Source organism: Lactimicrobium massiliense (genome assembly GCF_900343155.1).
Lineage (GTDB): Bacteria > Bacillota_I > Bacilli_A > Erysipelotrichales > Erysipelotrichaceae > Bulleidia > Bulleidia massiliensis.
Genome location: NZ_OUNG01000002.1, coordinates 240,365 through 260,884, shown reverse-complemented (window position 1 = coordinate 260,884; position 20,520 = coordinate 240,365). Strand labels below are relative to the sequence as shown.

General features: G+C 45.4%; 19 protein-coding genes and 1 riboswitch. Of the genes, 6 read left to right on the top strand and 13 right to left on the bottom strand.

All coding sequences use genetic code 11. From position 1 onward, the window contains the following. Nucleotides 1–13: 13 nt before the first annotated feature. Together DHU66_RS04675 and DHU66_RS04670 are read right to left on the bottom strand one after the other, a co-directional pair. Nucleotides 14–637 carry a hypothetical protein gene (locus DHU66_RS04675; RefSeq protein WP_108774721.1) on the bottom strand — a complete coding sequence of 208 codons (624 nt, stop codon included), beginning with the start codon at nucleotides 635–637 and terminating at the stop codon, nucleotides 14–16. Nucleotides 638–661: 24 nt separating this feature from the next. After that, on the bottom strand, nucleotides 662–1,342 hold the full coding sequence (locus tag DHU66_RS04670; protein ID WP_108774720.1) for a ribulose-phosphate 3-epimerase: 681 nt from the start codon (nucleotides 1,340–1,342) through the stop codon (nucleotides 662–664). A gap of 410 nt (nucleotides 1,343–1,752) precedes the next feature. On the opposite strand from DHU66_RS04670, the gene DHU66_RS04665 reads away from it, so the two are divergent. After that, nucleotides 1,753–3,447 (top strand): IS1634 family transposase, encoded by a 1,695-nt coding sequence (locus DHU66_RS04665; protein WP_108774719.1) that lies wholly within the window; start codon nucleotides 1,753–1,755, stop codon nucleotides 3,445–3,447. 643 nt (nucleotides 3,448–4,090) lie between these two features. Beyond that, nucleotides 4,091–5,938, top strand: a complete 1,848-nt coding sequence (locus DHU66_RS04660) for an IS1634 family transposase (protein WP_108774718.1) — start codon at nucleotides 4,091–4,093, stop codon at nucleotides 5,936–5,938. 77 nt (nucleotides 5,939–6,015) lie between these two features. Here the strand turns inward: DHU66_RS04660 and DHU66_RS04655 are convergent, their stop codons facing one another. Genes DHU66_RS04655 through DHU66_RS04640 form a run of 4 tightly spaced genes read right to left on the bottom strand, consistent with a single transcriptional unit; the run spans nucleotide 6,016 to nucleotide 9,458 of the window. Further along, nucleotides 6,016–6,564: an energy-coupling factor transporter transmembrane component T gene (locus tag DHU66_RS04655; RefSeq protein ID WP_108774717.1), complete on the bottom strand. Its 549-nt coding sequence runs from the start codon at nucleotides 6,562–6,564 to the stop codon at nucleotides 6,016–6,018. Next, complete coding sequence (locus tag DHU66_RS04650) at nucleotides 6,561–7,925, bottom strand: ABC transporter ATP-binding protein (RefSeq protein WP_135358301.1); 1,365 nt, start codon at nucleotides 7,923–7,925, stop codon at nucleotides 6,561–6,563. The genes DHU66_RS04655 and DHU66_RS04650 overlap by 4 nt, the downstream gene beginning before the upstream one ends. Nucleotides 7,926–7,948: 23 nt before the next feature. After that, complete coding sequence (locus DHU66_RS04645; protein ID WP_108774715.1) at nucleotides 7,949–8,827, bottom strand: ABC transporter substrate-binding protein; 879 nt, start codon at nucleotides 8,825–8,827, stop codon at nucleotides 7,949–7,951. Between the two features lies 1 nt (nucleotide 8,828). Then, nucleotides 8,829–9,458, bottom strand: a complete 630-nt coding sequence (locus tag DHU66_RS04640) for an ECF transporter S component (protein ID WP_209451740.1) — start codon at nucleotides 9,456–9,458, stop codon at nucleotides 8,829–8,831. A 92-nt stretch (nucleotides 9,459–9,550) separates the two neighbouring features. Next, nucleotides 9,551–9,649, bottom strand: a riboswitch (TPP riboswitch). A 202-nt stretch (nucleotides 9,650–9,851) separates the two neighbouring features. On the opposite strand from DHU66_RS04640, the gene treR reads away from it, so the two are divergent. The 4 genes from treR to DHU66_RS04620 all read left to right on the top strand — a co-directional run bounded on the left by treR (nucleotide 9,852) and on the right by DHU66_RS04620 (nucleotide 14,675). After that, nucleotides 9,852–10,568, top strand: a complete 717-nt coding sequence (treR, locus tag DHU66_RS04635; RefSeq protein ID WP_108774714.1) for a trehalose operon repressor — start codon at nucleotides 9,852–9,854, stop codon at nucleotides 10,566–10,568. A gap of 109 nt (nucleotides 10,569–10,677) precedes the next feature. Next, complete coding sequence (gene treP / locus DHU66_RS04630; RefSeq protein WP_108774713.1) at nucleotides 10,678–12,630, top strand: PTS system trehalose-specific EIIBC component; 1,953 nt, start codon at nucleotides 10,678–10,680, stop codon at nucleotides 12,628–12,630. Nucleotides 12,631–12,641: 11 nt separating this feature from the next. After that, a complete protein-coding gene (treC, locus tag DHU66_RS04625) occupies nucleotides 12,642–14,285 on the top strand; it encodes an alpha,alpha-phosphotrehalase (RefSeq protein WP_108774712.1) in 1,644 nt (547 codons plus the stop codon). 60 nt (nucleotides 14,286–14,345) lie between these two features. Continuing rightward, entirely contained in the window at nucleotides 14,346–14,675 is a 330-nt protein-coding gene (locus tag DHU66_RS04620; RefSeq protein ID WP_245309394.1) for a putative quinol monooxygenase, read from the top strand. A gap of 124 nt (nucleotides 14,676–14,799) precedes the next feature. On the opposite strand, the gene DHU66_RS04615 is transcribed toward DHU66_RS04620, so the two are convergent. The 7 genes from DHU66_RS04615 to DHU66_RS04585 form a co-directional block, all read right to left on the bottom strand. Further along, complete coding sequence (locus DHU66_RS04615; protein WP_108774710.1) at nucleotides 14,800–15,387, bottom strand: GGDEF domain-containing protein; 588 nt, start codon at nucleotides 15,385–15,387, stop codon at nucleotides 14,800–14,802. Continuing rightward, nucleotides 15,381–15,698, bottom strand: a complete 318-nt coding sequence (locus DHU66_RS04610; RefSeq protein ID WP_108774709.1) for a hypothetical protein — start codon at nucleotides 15,696–15,698, stop codon at nucleotides 15,381–15,383. Before DHU66_RS04610 ends, DHU66_RS04615 begins: the two co-directional genes overlap by 7 nt. Nucleotides 15,699–15,970: 272 nt before the next feature. Then, the gene (locus tag DHU66_RS04605) at nucleotides 15,971–16,156 is read right to left on the bottom strand and encodes a hypothetical protein (RefSeq protein WP_108774708.1); all 186 of its coding nucleotides are present in this window, start codon (nucleotides 16,154–16,156) and stop codon (nucleotides 15,971–15,973) included. A gap of 72 nt (nucleotides 16,157–16,228) precedes the next feature. Beyond that, nucleotides 16,229–17,074, bottom strand: a complete 846-nt coding sequence (locus DHU66_RS04600; protein WP_108774707.1) for an SAM hydrolase/SAM-dependent halogenase family protein — start codon at nucleotides 17,072–17,074, stop codon at nucleotides 16,229–16,231. After that, on the bottom strand, nucleotides 17,071–17,934 hold the full coding sequence (locus DHU66_RS04595) for an SAM hydrolase/SAM-dependent halogenase family protein (protein WP_209451739.1): 864 nt from the start codon (nucleotides 17,932–17,934) through the stop codon (nucleotides 17,071–17,073). Before DHU66_RS04595 ends, DHU66_RS04600 begins: the two co-directional genes overlap by 4 nt. A gap of 15 nt (nucleotides 17,935–17,949) precedes the next feature. Beyond that, the gene (locus tag DHU66_RS04590) at nucleotides 17,950–18,792 is read right to left on the bottom strand and encodes an energy-coupling factor transporter transmembrane component T family protein (RefSeq protein WP_167836259.1); all 843 of its coding nucleotides are present in this window, start codon (nucleotides 18,790–18,792) and stop codon (nucleotides 17,950–17,952) included. Continuing rightward, nucleotides 18,789–20,501 carry an ABC transporter ATP-binding protein gene (locus DHU66_RS04585; protein ID WP_108774706.1) on the bottom strand — a complete coding sequence of 571 codons (1,713 nt, stop codon included), beginning with the start codon at nucleotides 20,499–20,501 and terminating at the stop codon, nucleotides 18,789–18,791. The genes DHU66_RS04590 and DHU66_RS04585 overlap by 4 nt, the downstream gene beginning before the upstream one ends. Nucleotides 20,502–20,520 lie beyond the last annotated feature (19 nt).

Sequence of the window (20,520 nt, the reverse complement as noted above, 5' to 3'; positions counted from 1 at the left end):
TAACTTCTCGGAATTAAGCTTGTGTCTGAAGCAAAGCTATTATGTTTTCCTGGACTTCCTGTTCATATTTTCGGGCATTAAGCAAGTCGCCTTGATTCGCGTACATCTTAGATAACAAATATGTACTGCGAAGTCGCTTTTCACCAGATTCTGTTTCAACTCTTTTTAATACTTCATCAATATACGCTGATCCATTCTCCGCTAAAGTGTCGTAAATAATTTCACAATGATGAACACTCTCTGTAACTCCATCTTCTTTCAACTTTTTTAGACATGTACCACCTTCTTTGTAATGTCCCTGCGCCATAAAATAATTGAATAGCATTCCGTAAAGCGCTTTCTTTTGCTTCTTATTTAGCTTAGCCTGTTCAAAATCTGCCAATGACTTTCTGATGTTTGAATAGTTATTCTGTGCGATTTCATTTTCGAGCTGAAGATATGCAAGATTAAATCTCGGAAACATTCCTTGATTATCTGACAAAATAATTTCGTATTTCTGATTATCCCCTTTCATTAAAGCGATCGTCAGTTCTTCCAGAACTTGTTTGCGTTTTTTGCGAAGTTTTAGGTCATGAAAAACAGAATACAGGAATGTAACTATCACCCCTATTATTAGAACAATGGAATAACTCTTCATAGTCTCCCCTCCTGAAGATTAATTTTATTTTTCGATGAATTTTCGAAATTCATTAATCTTTTCCGAAACACTCTTATTCTGGTTGTAAACACTCTTTGTCCCTAACACATACGCATTTGCACCAAGAATTTTGCATTTTTCAGCCCGTTCGAAATTGATCCCTCCATCAACTTCGATAATCATATACTTTCTGCCAACTTCCAGTGTCATCTCTCTTGCCTTGCGAATTTTCCTCTGAAGTGATTCTGTAAATGCATGCGATCCATTTTTTGAATTTGTTGTACAAAGATCAATCAAATCAACTTCTTCAATTACGTCGCGAATCAATTCCAGTGATGTACCGCAATTAAGTGCAATAGCAGGATAGGCTCCTCCTTTTCTGATCAGATCTATGTAATGACTGATCTTTGAACAGCATTCAATATGTACCTGAATATAGCAGCCTTCACAATATGGAAGAATGTTGCAAATCAGATTATATGGTTCATTGATTTCGATGTGAATATCCAACGGAATGTTTGTTCGTTTTCGAAATAATGGAATTAAGTCTGGTGACAAACAGGTTGTTGGGTCCATTGGCGTAAATGTAGTATCCATTACATCAAAGTGAATCAGGTCCGCATCTGAACGATTCAGCTCTTGAATTTCTGCCTCGAGATTCAGACGATTTCCACAGATAATCGATGGAGCAATGTACTGTTTCATCTTTCATCCTCAACTTTCTTCCTTGTTTACGATAATAATATATTGATGTGTAAGCGCTGTCAATTGTAATTATATATTTTAATTATTTTTGTGTTTCTTAAATATATGTTTAAACATCATAGGCAATGTAAAATATGCTAATAAAGCGTACTTATACTGATAAAAACGGCAAAATGTAGTCTGTAGTTAAATGTTACGCCTCTTATATAATGTCTATTAGCAGCTCAGGTTGTTTGTCCCTGGGCCCGTCTTTAGAGCATAGCACCATGAATCTTTAGGAGTCCTTATTAGTCAAATCATTCATTCAGCCCTATTTCATGGGATTTTTTTGATGCGTGAAAATTTGACAAATTTATTTTTTAACTATTCTATATATGGTGTTATGGTGCTATAATATAAGAGGGTGCTTTATGGCCTACTTTCTTAAGAAATCTAACCTGAAAAAAGGTGTCTATCTGCAGATCTACGAGTCTTTCTACAACCCGGAAAGGAGACAGACCTGCCATCGTTCTTACAAGGCTTTGGGCTATGTAAATGATTTGAAGACTGATGAAATTCCGGATCCTGTCACTCACTACAAACAAGTTGTTGAAGAGATGAATCAGGAACGCAAGAAAGAGAAAGTCAAACGCATCTCTACTTCTTCTCCGATGCGCTCTTTAGGCTACTTTCCCCTGCATGCAATTCTCGAAAAGCTGCAGGTGAAAAGATTTATCGATCTGTATCAGCTTACTAATGACTTTCAGTTCAAGATTACGGATGTTCTCTTTTCGTTGATCTATGCGCGTGCTATCAATCCATGCAGTAAATTACGCACTTTCCACGAGGTGCTGCCATTCCTGTTTCAGGAATATGATTACTCCTATAATCAGATGCTCAAAGGAATAGAGTTTCTTGGAAGTAATTATGAAAAAATTGTTGAATTATTTACTGCTCAGGTTTCCGAAAAGTACAGTCTTTCCACTTCGACAACATATTTTGACTGCACAAACTTCTATTTTGAAATTGACCGTGAAGACGATTTCAGAAGAAAAGGGCCAAGTAAGGAAAACAGGAAAGATCCTATCATTGGGCTTGGCCTTCTGCTGGATGCCAACCAGATTCCGATTGGGATGAGAATGTATCCAGGGAACGAATCCGAGAAACCAGTTCTCAGGGATATTATTGCCTCTATGAAAAACAGACAAGGCATTAAAGGGAAAACCATACAGGTAGCTGACAAGGGACTCAACTGCTCTGAAAATATCATTAACGCGGTAAGCAATGGTGATGGCTATCTCTTTTCTAAATCTGTAAAGACACTTCCTGAAAAGGAAAAAGTATGGGTTCTTCTGGAAAACGGATATCAGAATGTTACGAACCCAGATGGAAGCCTTAAATACAAATGGAAGGCATGTGTCGACAAATTCCCATATACCTATACAGACAAAGACGGCAAAAAGCATACAGTCAATTTAAAAGAAAAACGGGTTGTAACATACAATCCGCAGCTGGCTAAAAAGAAGAAATTTGAAATCATGAAAATGGTTGATAAAGCCACCAGATTATCTCAGTCTATGGCCAAGAAAAATGAATATGGTGAATCTTCAAAATACGTCACATTCAAGTCAACCAGTAAAGGCGAAAAGACAGATGACAAGGTGGTTACAGAGATAAATGAAGCGCAAATCGAGAAAGACCTTAAGCTGGCAGGTTATAACCTGCTGGTAACTTCAGAAGTTAATATGGCTCCCAAAGACATCTACAGCACCTATCACAATCTCTGGCGTATTGAAGAATCCTTCCGGATCATGAAATCCGACCTGGATGCACGCCCTGTATTCTTGCAGAAAGAGGACACAATCAAAGGACATTTTCTGGTCTGTTATCTGACAGTTCTTCTGGGCAGGATCCTTCAATTTAAGATTTTGGAAAATAAATACTCTTCATCAGAAATATTCAATTTCATGAAGGAATTCAATGTAGTAGAAGCAGATGGAAAATACATCAATCTGGCAACCAACAGTCCCTTTATAAAGGAGTTTGCAGAGATGACAAAGCTGCCTCTGGATCACTATATATTGAACTCCAGAAAAATAGAAAAAGTGCTGAACTTCCGATTTTGATATCGGAGGTTTAGCACCATTTTTTAACGTTAACTTCTAAAGTCAGGTAATATATTGATGTGTAAGCGCTGTCAATTGTAATTATATATTTTAATTATTTTTGTGTTTCTTAAATATATGTTTAAACATCATAGGCAATGTAAAATATGCTAATAAAGCGTACTTATACTGATAAAAACGGCAAAATGTAGTCTGTAGTTAAATGTTACGCCTCTTATATAATGTCTATTAGCAGCTCAGGTTGTTTGTCCCTGGGCTGCTCTTTATAATGGCCTTAACTGAGAAAGGAAAAGTCCCAGAGCTACAATTTGCTTAGACAACAAAGACTCTGGGACCTGGTATCAAAACCATGGTCATTATAACAGATTTTGATGTAGAAGTCGTTGCCGGAGAAGAAAGCATTTTTAATCAGGATTAATGAAACCTGCGTTTGTCCTGTATGTCAGTCAGATCTTCTGGTTCGTGATTCAGTAAGGCGTAAAGTGAAAGGCACGGGACTTTGACAGTTTGCTTTGAATAGAATTTCTCGAAAACCGCATGACTGCGGCTTTTTCTTTGTCTATTTTTGTCAAATTTCTTATATTTTCATGTTGTATGTGTTGTATGTTTTATGGTACAATAGTCCTGTAGAAGGTATGCAGGCATGAAACTTTACTATGATAAGCGTTTGAAAGATCCAACCTACTATGCTCAGATGGGTTTCCGTACGACTGATGGCAAATCAACTACCAAGAATGTGAAAAAGCTGGGCAAGCATTCTGAGCTTCTTAAGATTACTGATGATCCCGTTGCTTACTGCAAGCAGCTGATCGCCAGGATGAATGAAGATTCCAGGCAGGGAAAAGAGTCCGTTCAGATCTCTGTTGATCTCAACGAAAAAGTTGACCAGACTTCCGATGACGCCTCCCGCTCTTCTCTGAAGAACATTGGCTACTTCTATCTTCAGTACATTTACAATCAGCTGCGCCTGAATGAGTTTTTCAACATTCATACAGCAGATCGACGTGATACGTTCGACTATAACCAGATCAATAAGTTCCTTACATACAGCAGAATTCTGGATCCGTGCTCCAAGTATGGCACGTGTGATCATCTGGATTCCTTCTTTGAGCAGCCTGACATCCAGTATCATCAGATCCTGCGCTTTCTTGATATTCTGGAGAACAATACCGACGCTTATCTTGAATGGCTGTATCAGAACAGCAGCCATGTCATTCCCCGTGATTCTTCTGTGGTCTACTATGACTGCACCAATTTCTACTGTGAGACCGAGCAGGATGATGAAGACATCTTCGATGAAGTGACAGGAGAATTACTGTCCTATGGGCTTCGAAAATATGGTGTCAGTAAAGAGCACCGTCCCAATCCGATTGTGGAAATGGGACTGCTCATGGACAAGCGCGGTATTCCGATCACGATGTGCCTGCATTCCGGCAACACCAGTGAGCAGGTTACTGCAGTACCATTGGAGAAGAAGATCCTGCCGGCTCTTGAGAAATCCAACATCATCTACTGTGCAGATGCCGGACTTGGCTCCTACAATATCCGTCAGTTCAATGCGATGGGCGGCAGATCCTTCATTGTAACGCAGTCAGTAAAGAAGCTTTCTGAAGAAGTGAAGGCTGTTGTCTTCAACGATAAAAACTACAGGCTCCTGTCAAATGACAAACCTGTAACGATCAGCTTCATGAAAGAGTTTGACCACCGCAATCCTGAGAATCTGGCTCTGTACAATGACACTGCATACAAAGCAATTGATCTTGGACTGTTTGAATACAAGCAGTTACAGAACGGAAGTTCCCGCAAAGTCAAAGCCAAGGGAACTCTGGAGCAGGTTGTAATCATCACCTTCTCCAGGAAAATGATGGAGTACCAGCGGACCGTACGAAACAGACAGATCGAGCGTGCAAAGCAGATGATCAAGATGAAGGATCCGGAAGAAATCAAGAAAGGTCCGAATGACGTCCGGCGTTTTCTGAAGCGTATCGCCAGGGACAAGGACGGAAAGGAAGCAGAAGTAAGCTATGATCTGGATCAGGCAAGAATCGATGAAGAAGAGAAGTACGATGGCTACTATGCCGTTGCGACGAATCTGACAGATGCCAATGTGAAAGATGTACTGAACATTATGCACAAGCGCTACATGATTGAAGACTGTTTCAGAGTGATGAAGACAAACTTTGGATCAAAGCCTGTGTACCACAGTGCACAGAGAAGAATCAAAGCACATTTCCTGGTGTGCTACACAGCTCTGCTTGTCTATCGTCTGCTGAGCTGCAGCCTGGATGACAGAAGCACACACATCACGGCCAGAAATCTGATTACCACACTGAAGAATATGAATGTTGCAGATGATGGAATGTACTATCTTTCAACCTACAAAGGAAGTAAAACACTGGATGCCCTCGAGAACTATACAAATGCAGGATTAGACAAGAAGAGATACAAGGTCGGTTTCCTCAGAAAAAAATTCAAAAAGACGTCCGGATAGGCCCCTACATACTACAAAAATCAAAACGCAAAAAGTGCTGGAAAATCCAATATTCATCGGAATTTCTAGCACTTTCATTACTTCAAACTGTCAAAGTTGGGTACATGAATGCCCCTAGCCTGGAATGCAATCTTTGTCTTCTTGTATTCCTGTGCCATGTGTGGAAATACATTCCATGCCGCAAGCAGCCCATAGGCAAACATCTGCGGAACATGGAGCTGTTTTTCAAAGGAGCGCACCATTGTGACCGGATCACTAGTCAAAGCAAACAACAGGCCGATTGATGCATACACAAGCACTCTTGAGGCAAAGATCAGGCCGTTATAAACATTCCCGGGAATCATTGCCAGTGTAGAACCTGTCATGATATGACTGTTTACAACCGAAGATGGCGCAGAAGTGAAACGGTATCCGGTAAAGAACATTCCAACTGCCAGCAGGGTAATAGGAATCATTGGATAAAAATAGAGATGAACACCCCTGTGTTCCTTGATCAATGACTGCAGACAGAGGATGGATGACACCAGAAAAACAACAACATTCAGGATTGGATTGTGAACGCCTGCCAGAATCATTGTCATCACGACAAGGCCAATCAGTTTCGCAGATGGGTTAAGAGAGCTCATCGAATCTCCTTTCTGACCAAAGTATGATCTTTGATCATCCAGATTTCATCCGCAAATACCTTTGCAAGTTCTTGTTCATGTGTGGAAAACACAAGTGCAATATGCTTTGCTCTGGCTTCCTGCAGCAGATTGGTCATGATCGTGTATGCACTCTGAGGATCCTGGGCACAGGTTGGCTCATCACATAACAGCAGCCGGCAGCGGCTGTTCATCATTGCCGCTGCACCAAGTCTTCTCTGCTGTCCCTGGCTTAAAAGATAAGGAGAAACATCACGATATTTCCATAAATGAATTTCACGCAGGATTTTCTGGGCATCATCATTGTTATCTTTATTCATGCCAGCTTCAATCTCGTCCCGTACGGTTCCGCCAATAAACTGATCCTGAGGGCTTTGCGTAATCATCCCAATCTGTCCAGCCAGATGGCGCCTCATTTTCCTGATCTCTTTATCCGGAAAAAGAATCTTCCCATGGTACGGATACAAACCGAATACAGCGCCAAACAAAGTACTTTTACCTGATCCACTCTCGCCAAGGATGGCATAGCTGCCACCCTGGCGAAGGGTCAGATTTACATGATCAATCACAGGATGCTGCTCATCCTGATGCCATACAGTCACATCCTGCATCTGCAGCACAACATCACCAATGTGATTTCTTCCTGTATCTGCCATGTATGGCACTGGTTCAGGATTCAGATCTTGCAGATTTCCAGGAAAAATCTGACCATTGCGCATATGGCATACAGAAGTGGCAGCGCCAAGCCAGTTTTCAGGATGATGGTCCACCGCCACAATGCCTGTACCGTACTGTCTGTGCATCTGCATTAGTTTTTGAACAAGATCATGCCTGGATGCCTGATCTATGCTGGCAAATGGCTCATCCAACAGCAGCCATCTGGGTCTCAGAAGCCATAAACATGCCAATGCTGTTTTCTGCTTTTCACCGCCTGACAGGATCATCAGCTTTCTGTTCTCCAGATGGGAAATACCGCAGAAAGCCAGTGCTTCTTTGATTTTCTGTTCAAAGTTTTCCTTCTTTTCCTGAAGATTTTCCAAACAGAAGATCATCTCATTGCGTACCGTATCCATACAGAACTGCAGGTCAGGATTCTGAAACATCATACCAACATAATGGCAGCGTTCAGATGGATCCATTTTTCCAGGATCCTTTCCATCTACAAGTACGGTACCTTCTTTCAAAAAACCGGCATAATGCGGATACAGCCCTGCCGCAAGATACAGGAAAGTTGACTTTCCTTCCCCGGTATTACCATCCAGCAGGGTGATATCCTCCTGTTTGAATTCACAGCTCAGGTCTTTCAGAATCAGAGGTCCCTGCTCATCATAGGCAAAGCTCAAATGTGAAGCAGAAATGCTCACAGTCAGTCATCAAAGAATTCGTTCGTGAATTCTTTCTCCCTGCGCTTGGAAATGACGTTCTTTTTAACAAGGAAGTCTGCCATGTTATTCCACATCGCCGGCTTGATACGTCCCCATTTGCCATTTTCATCAACCCAGATCGGTGCAAGATGCTTCGCACCAGCGACAAGCATGTTGTCACTGCTTGCTTCCGGGATCATATCGCTGACTTCAAGAATCTTCTCTGGATCTGCAGCCATCCTGCGGTACGAAAGATCCGTAACATGCAGGAAGGTACGCAGCGCATCTGCCTTATTGGCAATCGCATTGCCGGTTGCTGCAATTGCCGGTGCGCAGAAGTTGAAAATCGGATCTGCATCTCCAAAGTTGATGTAGTTCACTTCTTTGCCAGCATCGAGCAGAGCATACTTTTCCCAGTTCTCATAGACCCATGTCGCATCTGCCGTTGTACCAAGTGTTGAGACAATGTCCCCCACATCCATCATCACTTTCTTGACCTTGCTGTAATCACCGCCATCTTTCTCAACAAGATAGCCAACAACCGGATGATACCAGGGCAGATCCCAGTATGTCAGTCTCTTTCCCTCCAAATCTTTCATTCTGGTAATTCCGGCAGATTTCAAAGAAACCAGTCCAGAATCACATTTCTGTGTAAACTGGGCAATACCGGTCAGAGCAACCCCCTGCTCCATGTTCATTAACATCGAAATTTCCGGTCCGCAGATCATATCCGTAGTGGACGGATCCATGGCGTGGTGTACCTGTCCCTCAATGTCTACATCCAGTCCTGCCTTTTCATACTCCCCATTCTTTTTCGCTGCGAGAATACCTGCATGAATCGTATTCGGGAACCAGTCAAAAACAATCTTCAGTTTTTCCATGTTATGCCTCCTCTTCATGAACAACTGCATGCTTTACCGTTTTGCCAATTGCATAATTCTTTAAAACACCTGTCTTTGCCAGGCCATCTGAGACGGCCTTGATAATCAGTGCTGAGAAAACAATGCCGCTGATGGAACGAATAATCAGATGCCCGCAATGCATCCCAAATGGCAGCATATAATATTGGAGGTAATACAGCTCATAGCCATAAATGAAGACACCGGATAGAACAGATGCCAGTGAGAGAGATGCCATATCCCATCTCTTATAGCGGAAAATGGCAAAGCCAAGTTCTGTCCCAAGCCCCTGGATCAGACCTGTAATAACAACAGCGATGCCTCCAGAGTTTCCCATTAACAGTTCGACAACCGAAGCCAGCACTTCAGCAATCAAGCCTGCCCCTGGCTTGCGGATGATGTAAGCTGCCATTGTTCCGGCCATGAACCAGACGCCATAAATGATGTCAAATGAGAAATCGCCAAGACCAGTTGTGGTCAGTGCAACAGAAAGGCCCATTCCAACATTGAAAACAGCCAGATACACAATGGCAAAAATAATGCCAAAGCCGGCCATCAGAATGACATCCCGCAGCTCCAGATGATGCATGATGCTTTCTTTTTCTTCTTTCATGAAGATCCCCTTTCAGACATAGGCGGTTATCCACCAGAAAAGGGCATCTTTTAACAAAAAATGATCAGAACTATTTTTCCTGCTGAAAAAAATTCTGATCATCATCACTTCCCTACATCGGCATTGTCCGAATCAGGTTTAAAGGGTCTGTGCAACGCACACTCTCAGCTGACGCTCCCCCAGCAGATATTCACTTGTCGCTTCCTACTTTAGCACCATACAATTTGCAGTCAAGGAGCGAATATCATAGCAGAATTCAGGATCAGGGTGATATGCAAAACATTCTTTCATGGGTTACGAATCTAATCTGATACAAGCAAACAGATTTGCTTTGGTGTCTTTCCACCTATGACATCCTGAAAATTACCTGTGTATAATGAACACGGAAAGCATATGTCAAAGTATCAGGAGATTGAAAACAGAATACGGGCACAGATTGAGGATGGCACTTATTCTGCCGGTTCCTGCCTGCCGGGAGAGCATGAACTGATGGAACACTATGGCGCATCCCGTGATACCATCCGCAAAGCACTGTCACTGCTGGCACAGGATGGCTATATCCAGAAGGCAAAAGGGATCGGTTCCATCGTACTATCCATCAACCGATTCGCCTTTCCAGTCAACGGCGTTGTTTCCTTCAAGGAGCTTGCTCCAACCATGGGAAACCATGTAGAAACTGAAGTTATCTGCTGTGAGAAGACACATCCGGATGAGAAGTTTCAGAATTATTTGAAGATGAATCCGGATGATTGGATCTATCTTCTGCAAAGAGTCAGGCGCGTCGATGGCGAAGCCATCATCCTGGATACCGACGTTCTCAATGCGGCGATCTGTCCTGGCATCACCAGGGAAATCGCAGCCGACTCCCTGTATGCATATCTGGAAGGTACACTGCATCTGCCGATTGCGTATGCCGAGAAGAAGATCACCTGCCAGAGTGCAACCAATCAGGATATGCGCTGGCTGGATATGAAGCACTTCAACATGGTTGTCAATGTGGAATCCTTCACCTATCTGGACGATGCACGTGTCTTCCAGTACACATCCAGCCGCCATCGACCAGATAAGTTTGTGTTCCGTGATTTTGCCAGAAGAAACCCCAAAGCATGAAACGCTCTCTTTTGCGGAGAGCGTTTTCATTTTGCTATTGACATACATGTACGTACAGGCTAATATCACTATGCAGAACATGTACGTACATGTACATAGAGAGGCAAATATGGGAAATTTCGAAAATGATGCTTCAAAACTGCTGGAATACGTTGGCGGGAAAGACAACGTGAAAGCAGTCTCTCACTGTGTCACCAGAATGCGTTTTGTCCTGATTGACCAGTCTAAGGCAGATGTCAAGAAGATTGAGGCCCTGCCTTCTACCAAGGGAACCTTCACACAGGCCGGACAGTTCCAGGTCATCATCGGCAATGATGTGGCTGACTACTACAACGATTTCATCAAGATCTCCGGTCTGGAAGGTGTTTCCAAGAATGCTGTCAAGCAGGCAGCCAAGTCCAACCAGAATCCCGTTCAGAAGCTGATGACCAATCTGGCTGAAATCTTTGCACCACTGATTCCTGCGATCATTGTCGGCGGCTTGATTCTTGGTTTCCGCAATGTCATTGATTCTCTGTATATCTTCGGTGACGGCACACAGACACTTGTTGCCACCTCCCAGTTCTGGGCTGGAGTAGACAAATTCCTGTGGCTGATTGGTGAAGCTGTCTTCCATACCGGCATTCCGGTAGGCATCTGCTGGTCCGTTCAGAAGAAGATGGGCGGTACTGAAATGCTTGGTATAGTCCTTGGTCTGACCCTTGTCTCCGGCCAGCTGGTCAATGCCTATGCCGTTGCCGGCATGGCAGCCGATGCCTGGGCACCTGACTATGTCTGGAACTTCGGCTTTGCATCGGCAAGAATGATCGGCTATCAGGCACAGGTTATTCCTGCAATGCTGGCAGCCTTCACACTTGCCTATCTGGAACGCTTCTTCAACAAGATCACACCATCCGTCATCAAGATGATTGTTGTCCCGTTCTGCTCACTGCTGCTGGCCGTCATGGCAGCCCACTTCGTTCTGGGCCCGATCGGCTGGACACTTGGCACATGGATCTCTGATGTCGTCTATGCCGGAATCTCCGGAAAGTTCCGCATCATCTTCGCTGCGATCTTTGGTTTCTTCTATGCGCCGCTTGTTATCACCGGCCTGCACCACATGTCCAATGCCATCGATCTGCAGCTGATCGCCGATACGCCGCTTCATGGCACAATGCTCTGGCCGATGATCGCTCTATCCAACATTGCCCAGGGATCTGCTGTGTGGGCCATGTCCGTTCTGCAGAAGAAAAATGCAAAAGCACAGGAAGTCAATATTCCTTCTGCCATCTCCTGCTGGCTGGGTGTTACCGAGCCTGCTATGTTCGGTGTCAACCTCAAGTATGAATTCCCGTTCTACTGCGCCATGACAGGTTCCTGCATCGCTGCCATCATTTCCGTCGGCTTTGGCGTCAATGCCTCTGCCATCGGTGTAGGCGGCATTCCAGGCTTCCTGTCCATCATGCCGCAGTTCTGGGGTGCCTTCTTCCTGGCTATGGCCGCAGCAATTGTCATTCCATTTGTACTGACACTGATCATCGGCAAAAAGAGACTGACAACCGAAGACCGCATCACAACTGTTGATACAGAAGAAGCACCGGCAGCTGCTCCTGCCGCATTCACAAAGGCAGAAGAAAGCGAAGAAATTGCATCCCCGGCAAGTGGAAAGCTGATTGCAATTGAGGATGTTCCGGATCAGGCCTTTGCTTCAAAAGCAATGGGTGATGGCTTTGCGATTGAACCAACGGATGGAAAGATTGTGGCACCGTTCTCTGGTACAGTCACGGTTGCCTTTCCAACCGGACACGCTTATGGCATCAAGGCTGCCAATGGCAAAGAAGTACTGATTCACATTGGCATGGATACGGTCGAGCTTGAGGGCAAAGGCTTCCATGGCAGAGTCAAGCAGGGAGATACTGTCCATCAGGGAGATGTATTGACGGAAGTAGATCTGGACTATATCAAGTCACAGGGTAAATCTGTCGTAACACCGGTCATCCTGACAGATGGAACCGCGGTAACATTATTAAAGAAAGACCAGTCCGTACAGGCTGGTGAAACAGGAATTGCAAAACTTAGCTAAGGAGGCGTGCGATGGATCGCAGCAGTACTGTCGTCTATCAGATTTATCCAAAATCATTCTGTGATGCCAGCGGAGATGGCTGGGGTGATATTCAGGGCGTGATTTCCCGTCTTGATTATCTTCAGGAGCTGGGCATCAACTGTATCTGGTTCAATCCCATGTGCATTTCGCCTCAGAAGGATAACGGCTATGATGTACAGGATTACAGGAATATTGATCCCCGCTATGGTACTATGGCCGACTTTGAGCAGCTTGTCAAAGAATGCAAAGCACGCGGCATTGATATCATGCTGGACATGGTCTTCAACCACACTTCCACCGAACACGAATGGTTCCAGAAAGCACTGCAGGGTGATTCAAAGTACAAAGCCTACTACATCTGGAAAAAAGGCAAAGGCCCCGGTGTACCGCCCAACAACTGGCAGTCAAAGTTCGGCGGTCCAGCCTGGGAATATGTACCAAAGTTTGACGAATGGTATCTGCACCTCTTTGATGTATCACAGGCGGATCTTGACTGGACCAACCCTGCGGTCAGAAAAGAAATGGCAGGCATTGTCAATTTCTGGATGAAAAAAGGTGTCCATGGCTTCCGCTTCGACGTCATCAATGAGATCTCAAAATCGTCATTTGAAGATGATCCAAACAACTTTGACGGCCGCCAGTTCTATACCGATCAGCCGCTGGTACATACCTATCTTAAAGAGCTTAACACGAACAGCTTTGGCAATGATCCCGAGGCAATGACGGTTGGTGAAATGAGTTCTACAACTGTCAAAAACTGTTCCGGCTATGCCGGCGATGACAGCCATGAACTCTCCTCTGTGTTCTCGTTCCATCATCTCAAAGTGGATTACAAGGATGGAAAGAAGTGGGAATTGCAGCCGTTTGACTTCATGCAGTTGAAACATCTGCTCAATGAATGGCAGGTCGGCATGCAGGAAAACCATGCCTGGAATGCTTTGTTCTGGAACTGCCACGATCAGCCAAGATCGGTATCCAGATTCGGTAATGATACAAAATACCGGAAGGAATCTGCCAAGATGCTGGCAGCGGCAATTCATCTGATGCGTGGCACGCCGTACATCTACATGGGTGAAGAGATTGGCATGCCCAATGCCGGCTTTGATGACATCAGCCAGTACCGTGATGTGGAATCCATCAATGCCTATCACATTCTGAAGCAGGAAGGCAAAAGCGAACAGGAGATCCTGCATATCCTCAATGAGCGCAGCCGTGACAATGCCCGCACTCCCATGTGCTGGGATGCCAGCAGTAAGGCCGGCTTCACAACCGGCACACCATGGATTCCGCTAGGTAAAACACACAAGGAGATCAATGTGGAAAATGACCGCAAAGATCCGGAAAGCATCTTTGCCTGGTATCAGAAACTGATCTCTCTGCGCAAGTCGATGAAGATCATCCAGGATGGTACATACAAACCTGTGTTAGAAGAACATCCTTCCGTATTTGCCTACGAAAGACTCTGGAATAATGAAATAATGATTGTTCTCAGCAACTTCTTCGGCAAAGAAACAGAAGTAGATCTCAATGATCTGGAAGGATACAGCATTCTTCTCAGCAATGTCCACCGGGAAAAAGCACAAAAACATATGACACTGCAGCCATATGAGTGTCTTGTTCTCTACAAGAAATAAGATGAAGAAGGAGTATGTCGAAAGCATATTCCTTTTTGCTATACTGAAGAAGAGGTAAAAATGATGAGTCTGACTGTAAATCTGTATTACCACGGCACCAATGGCAGTGCCAGAAAGTTTGCTATGGAAATGGAATCCTCCGGCATTGCGGATGCCATCCGCAATGAACCGGGAAATGAGCGCTATGAGTACTTCATTCCCCTGAATGATCCGGAAACCATTCTGTTAATTGACAGCTGGCATGATCAGAAGGCACTCGATGCCCATCATCGTTCTCCTATGATGGAGCAGCTGGCAAAACTCCGGGATAAATATGATCTGCACATGGAGGCAGAGCGCTATGTATCCACGGAAGATAATCCGGATGACAAAGCATATATCCGAGGCTAAATGTAAAAAGAAGCAGTAACAGTGCAAGCCACTGTTACTGTTTTTTACTATTACGCACATGTCATTTGTTTTGGATCATTGCCGGGTCCGCCATCCTATCTGACAGCCAGACAGCAGCCCATTTTCATTCATGTTTGCGTCTGTCAAAAGGAGAATCGCTCCGACAGCGGTGATAGTAATGTCCCTTGTCCTCATACATGGCCCTATCTGCCTTTATGACAATATCATCCATATTGCCGATCGAGCCGCTGTGAATGGTATAGCCAAGCGCAATGCTGTATCCTTCCGTCTGGCATGTATTCTTGATCCTTTGGATCAGATCCCGTGCCCCGGCATCATCCATTCCTTCCTTTATCATCAGAAATTCATCACCGCCCATGCGGACAACATGATCTTTATCTGCAAAGCTGACAAGAATGTCTGAAATGCTGCAGATCAAATGGTCGCCAGAGAGATGGCCATGCCGGTCATTCTCTTCCTTGAGGCCATTGATATCACCACTGATGAACGCTGCCGTTTCCTGTCGTTTCCTTGTGGAAAGATACTTTGCCAGGCCGGCTCGGTTCAATACACCCGTCATGGGATCACGCAGACTGTGGGAAAGTGCCTCAGAAATATTGTTGCGGTTCTGGATCATCACCGACAAGAAGTCTGTCAGTGTAGAAAGAATATAGCCTGCCCGATGGAAGTTTTCCTCATAGGCATTCAGCACAAGTGTAAAGCCGACCGATCCCCGGCATTGGCCAGATGGCCGGAAATCACATTGCGGATTTCGTAGCCTGACAGCCAGAAATCCGGATGTTCCTGAGAGAATGACGGATAATCGGCAATCATGACAACTTTGTTTGTCTCCAGCATCCTATACAGAGTAACAAGCCTGCTCATCAGCACGCTCTGCAGTTCGTTCTTCAAAGCAGGAGAATCCGCTGCATACCATTCATACGTACAGCATACCGTTCCATCTGCCCGCTCTTCAAAGACAAGCAGATGCTCCGCCTGCAGATTCTTTCCGATTTCATCCACTGTCTTCTATATGCCGGCAGATGTATTTTTTTCTCCCATGCCAGAGGCAATGGCTTCACTGGCCCATATTTCATCATGCAGCATTCTGCTGACCTGCGCAGAACGGTCACCGTCGTCCGGGGAGCAGATGCTTATCCGCAGGCTTGTTCCCTTCCACTGCACAAGCATATCGCGGGTGTTGTAAGCCGCATTGGCATTGCGTAAAAAGATACGTCACATGCGCATTCCCACCCGTGGTCAGAAATGCTTTCCAGTCCAGCTGGTCATCTCCTTCAAAAAAACAAACCCTGCACATATCCCTCTGCCAGAGCAAGAAATTCCTTCTCTATCTGACAGTCATACATCGCCAGCATACGTTTGTTTGCATACACAATCGCAGCTGTGCCATCTGAGCGGACAATGCATATACCATGAATCATATCATCATAAAACTGATGAAATGCTGAAAGCTCATCCATAACCTGCCCCCTGCTGTTAACAAGGTGTGTCGCAGCATCTACACTGCTGTCATACCGCGCACAAACAGAAAATCAGGACAATCGCAGCTGTATCTGCCAGTCTTTACCAAAGGAAACGCCATACTTCGCCATGAAGTTATCCTTGTTGCAATCCAGACTCAGATAGCCGGAGGAACCGCAGTACAGCACGGGTTCGCCTTGTTTGACATAGCCAAAGCTTCTGGCATAGACCACATTCTGATCAAAGACACAATGCCCGGAATGTGAAATCACCACATGAATCAATGTGCCAGTTGGAATCTCCAGACGGCGCCACATTGCATTGTCCACATTGAACTGAATGCCGCCAAAGTGAGGCAGTCCTGTCATCACAAAGCACGAAAGCACATTGTCTTTCAGCTCTGGTTTCAGATGATACTCTTCGCATTCCACTACCTCACTGACCGGATAGGCAGGGCCAATCTGCTCATAGGTAATGATGCCGGCAGACAGCTTCGCGGCACAATAGCCAAACAAGTCTCTGCCATCAAAAACGGCTGCCTCATGCGGACCATGGTACCGGTTGATGCTTTCATCAATCTGACGCACTTCTTTGATGCCGACAGAATATTTCAGATGTGTCAATGAGCCGTTATCCGGTGTGATGACAATACTGCCATCATTCAAAAGCGCCGCACATGCCCTTCGGTCTGTACCAACACCTGGATCCACGACTGAGACAAAAATCGTGCCTTTAGGCCAGTATGGCTCAATGGTTTCCAAAGCAAGTGATGCCTCAAACGGATCAAACTGGCGAATCTCATGACAGCTGTCTACAATCTCGACATCATGATCCACCATGCGGATCACACCCTTCATCTCAGATACCGCAGACCATGACAAAGAAAAATCTGTCTGCAGGACAATACTTGGTTTCATGCCGTCACCTCAACGGTCCATTCACTGCCAAATCCGACATGGAACGTGTTGACAAAGGAGCCCTGTGATACGGCAAAGCTGAGATTCATAAGCTCATTGGTATAAGCCAGCGGCTCATCCTTGTTCACCATGCCAAAGGACTTTTCAAACGGCAGGTCTTTGTCAAAGACAACATCATCACCATGACGGATGATGACATGAATCTTCTTTCCATACGCAAAGCCGTGGGCAAGAAGCGCGTTGGTATCGATGTTGGTAAACAGATTGCCAAAGTTGGGATCATCGATCTCAATCATCCCAGCAGCTTTCTGATCACGGTACTGGGCCTGCGGCATGGGCAGTTTCACAACATCAGCCGGATCATAGGCAGGTCCAACCTGTTCAAAGTCGATGATGCCGGCCGCCAGGCGGGCAGCACAATAGCCAAACAAATCTCTGCCATGGAAGACAGATGTCTCATCGGTACCGGCATGATGCAGGCGGTTGATTGTTTCATCAATCTCCCTGATTTCCTGAATACCGTTGTACTTTGCCACATGTGTTAAAGAACCGTTGTCCGGCGTGACGATGTAATAGCCGTCTTTTGTATAGCATACACATGCCTTTCTGGCGGTGCCGACCCCAGGGTCTGTCACAGCCACGAAGATGGTTCCCTTTGGCCAGAAACGCATTGCCTGCCACAGGCGGTAGGATGCACTCCAGATATCAAACTGAGGCAGTTCATGGGTGCTGTCAATGATTTCAATATGGCGGTCTACACTCTTGACGACCCCATACATGGCAGCCACGCTGGAATCCTTATAGCCAAAGTCGGTCTGAAATACGAGCATTTCCTGAATCGGAGAAATGATAGATGACATGATGGATACCTCCTGTTATTTGATGAATGGATTATAGAAATAGGAATGGTTGATGAAGAAACGAACATACAGAGCGCCGAATAAGACAAGGGCACTGATGACAATGCTGAGATAGTCTTCTTTGGTCAATGGCTTTCTGACATACCACGTTCGTTTCTTATGTTTGCCAAAGCCGCGCAGATCCATGGCATTGGAGATCAGATCAATGCGGTCCATGGTTGTCATGATCAACGGGGAAAGAATGGCAGAAGAGTTTTTCAGACGGGAACCCATGCTTGCTTTCCTGGACATATCCAGGCCGCGGGCTTCCTGTGCCATTTTGATCGTCTCATAGTCACCGGCCACATCCGGGAAATAGCGAAGCGTCAAAGACAGGGCTGTGCCGACCTTGTAGCTGATGCCGATGCCATTGAGCGATGAGGCGAATTCACTCGGGTTAGTTGTCAGAACAAAGATGATGCCAAGCGGAATGACACTGAGATACTTGCAGAACTTGGAAATCTCATAGAACAGCTGTTCCTGGGTGACGATGTAACTGCCGGCAATGGTGAACAGAACATGCTTTGTGCCATAGATTCTGACACCGTACTGGGGATCAAACAGGAAAGTGAGAAAGAAGTTGGCAATCAGAAAGATGAAAACATAGATATACATGATTCGCACCTGAGAGAAGCGGATCTTTGCAATCTTCATGAGTATAAGTGACATGACCATGATGCTCAGGATGACACGAATGTCATAGGTAAACATGACGGCACTTGTCAGAAGCAGGAAACAGATCAGTTTGGTCACGCCGCTCAGCCTGTGCAGGAATGTATTCAACTGGGCATAGGAGAATGTTTTCAGTTTCAGATTCATCTTGTCATTTCCTTTCTGGCCCTGCGGTCATATTCAATAAAGCACTTCACAAATTTCTGGGGCTGATCAATATCGGCCTTCTCAGCCAGCTCATACAGGGATGTAATCTTCAGATTGGCTTTCTCACTCAGTTCTCTATTGGAAAGAATCTGATAGGAAGGCCCGTCTGCCAGAATCTTTCCATCGCACAATACAATTGCCCTTGGTGTATATTCCAGCATCAGATGCATGTCATGCGTGATCAGAATGATCGTCTGTCCCTGTTCATTCAGACTCTTCAGAAATTCCATGATTTCGCTGTAATGATAGTAGTCCTGGCCGGCCGTAGGCTCATCCAGAATCAATACTTTTGGATTCAATACCAGAATAGACGCAATGGTCACCCGTTTCTTCTGTCCATAGCTCAAGGCACTGATCGGCCAGTTTTTAAACTCAGACAATCCGCAGATCTGCAATACACGCGTGACTCTTTCATCCACTTCCTTCTCATCCATGCCTCTGATTCTCAATCCTAAAGCCACCTCATCAAAGATGCCTGTCTTGGAGATCATCTGGTTAGGATCCTGCAAAACGATGCCGACAAAGGCAGAACGCTCGGAAATGGTGTACTGGGATAAGTCGGTGCCTTCCATTGTGACCGTACCGGCATCTGGCTTGATAAAGCCAGTCAGGATCTTGGACAAGGTAGATTTGCCGGCACCATTTTTACCGACGATGCTTAACATCTCACCTTTGTGGACAACCGCAGATACATCCGAAAGAATTGGCTTGATGCCATCATAGCTGAAAGAAATGTGGCTGATGTTCAGCAGAGGTTCTCTTTCTGGCTGGGATGGATTGGAAGCATTCTGATGGAACCAGGCTGCCAGGCTGGGCTTTGCCTGTGTCAGGTCCATCGTCTGCAGTGATTCCGGATGCATATTCGCCGTGATCTTTACACCGGCATAGCGGCATGCGGTCAGATACAGTGGTTCCCGGATGCCATATTTTCCAAGCACATCGGCAGACAGAAGGTTTGCCGGCGTATCATCCATGACAATTCTGCCATCATTGACCAGGACGATGCGGTCCACCGGACAGTGCAGCACATCCTCCAGGCGGTGTTCAATGATGATGACCGTCTTGCCATCTCTGCACAGATCATTGATCAGCTCAATGGCAGTTCTGCCTGTCAATGGATCGAGGTTGGCCAGAGGTTCATCAAACAGCAGGATATCGACATCATCCACCATGACACCAGCCATGGAACATCTTTGTTTCTGACCGCCGGAGAGTTCATGCGGATTCTGATGCAATAGATCCGAAAGGCCGACACTGGCTGCGATCTTTGCGACTCTCTGCTTCATCTCATCCTGCCCAATGCGGTCATTCTCCAAAGCAAAGGCAATGTCTTCGCCAACCGAAAGACCGATGAACTGGCCGTCGCTGTCCTGCAGCACCGTGCCGACTTTTTGTGACAAAGCAAACAAAGAGGCAGGACATTGGATGCCATCAATGATCAGATCGCCTTTCATCTCACCCCGGTAGGCATTGGGGATCAGGCCGTTGATACAATTGCCAAGCGTGCTTTTCCCACTGCCGCTTGGCCCGGCAATCAGAATCTTTTCACCCCGGTGGATTTTCAGATTGATATCATGCAGGGTTGGCTCTGCCTGGGCATAATACTGAAAGCTGAAATTCCGGAATTCTATGATGACATCGTTATCCATTTGCATACTCCTTAAAACC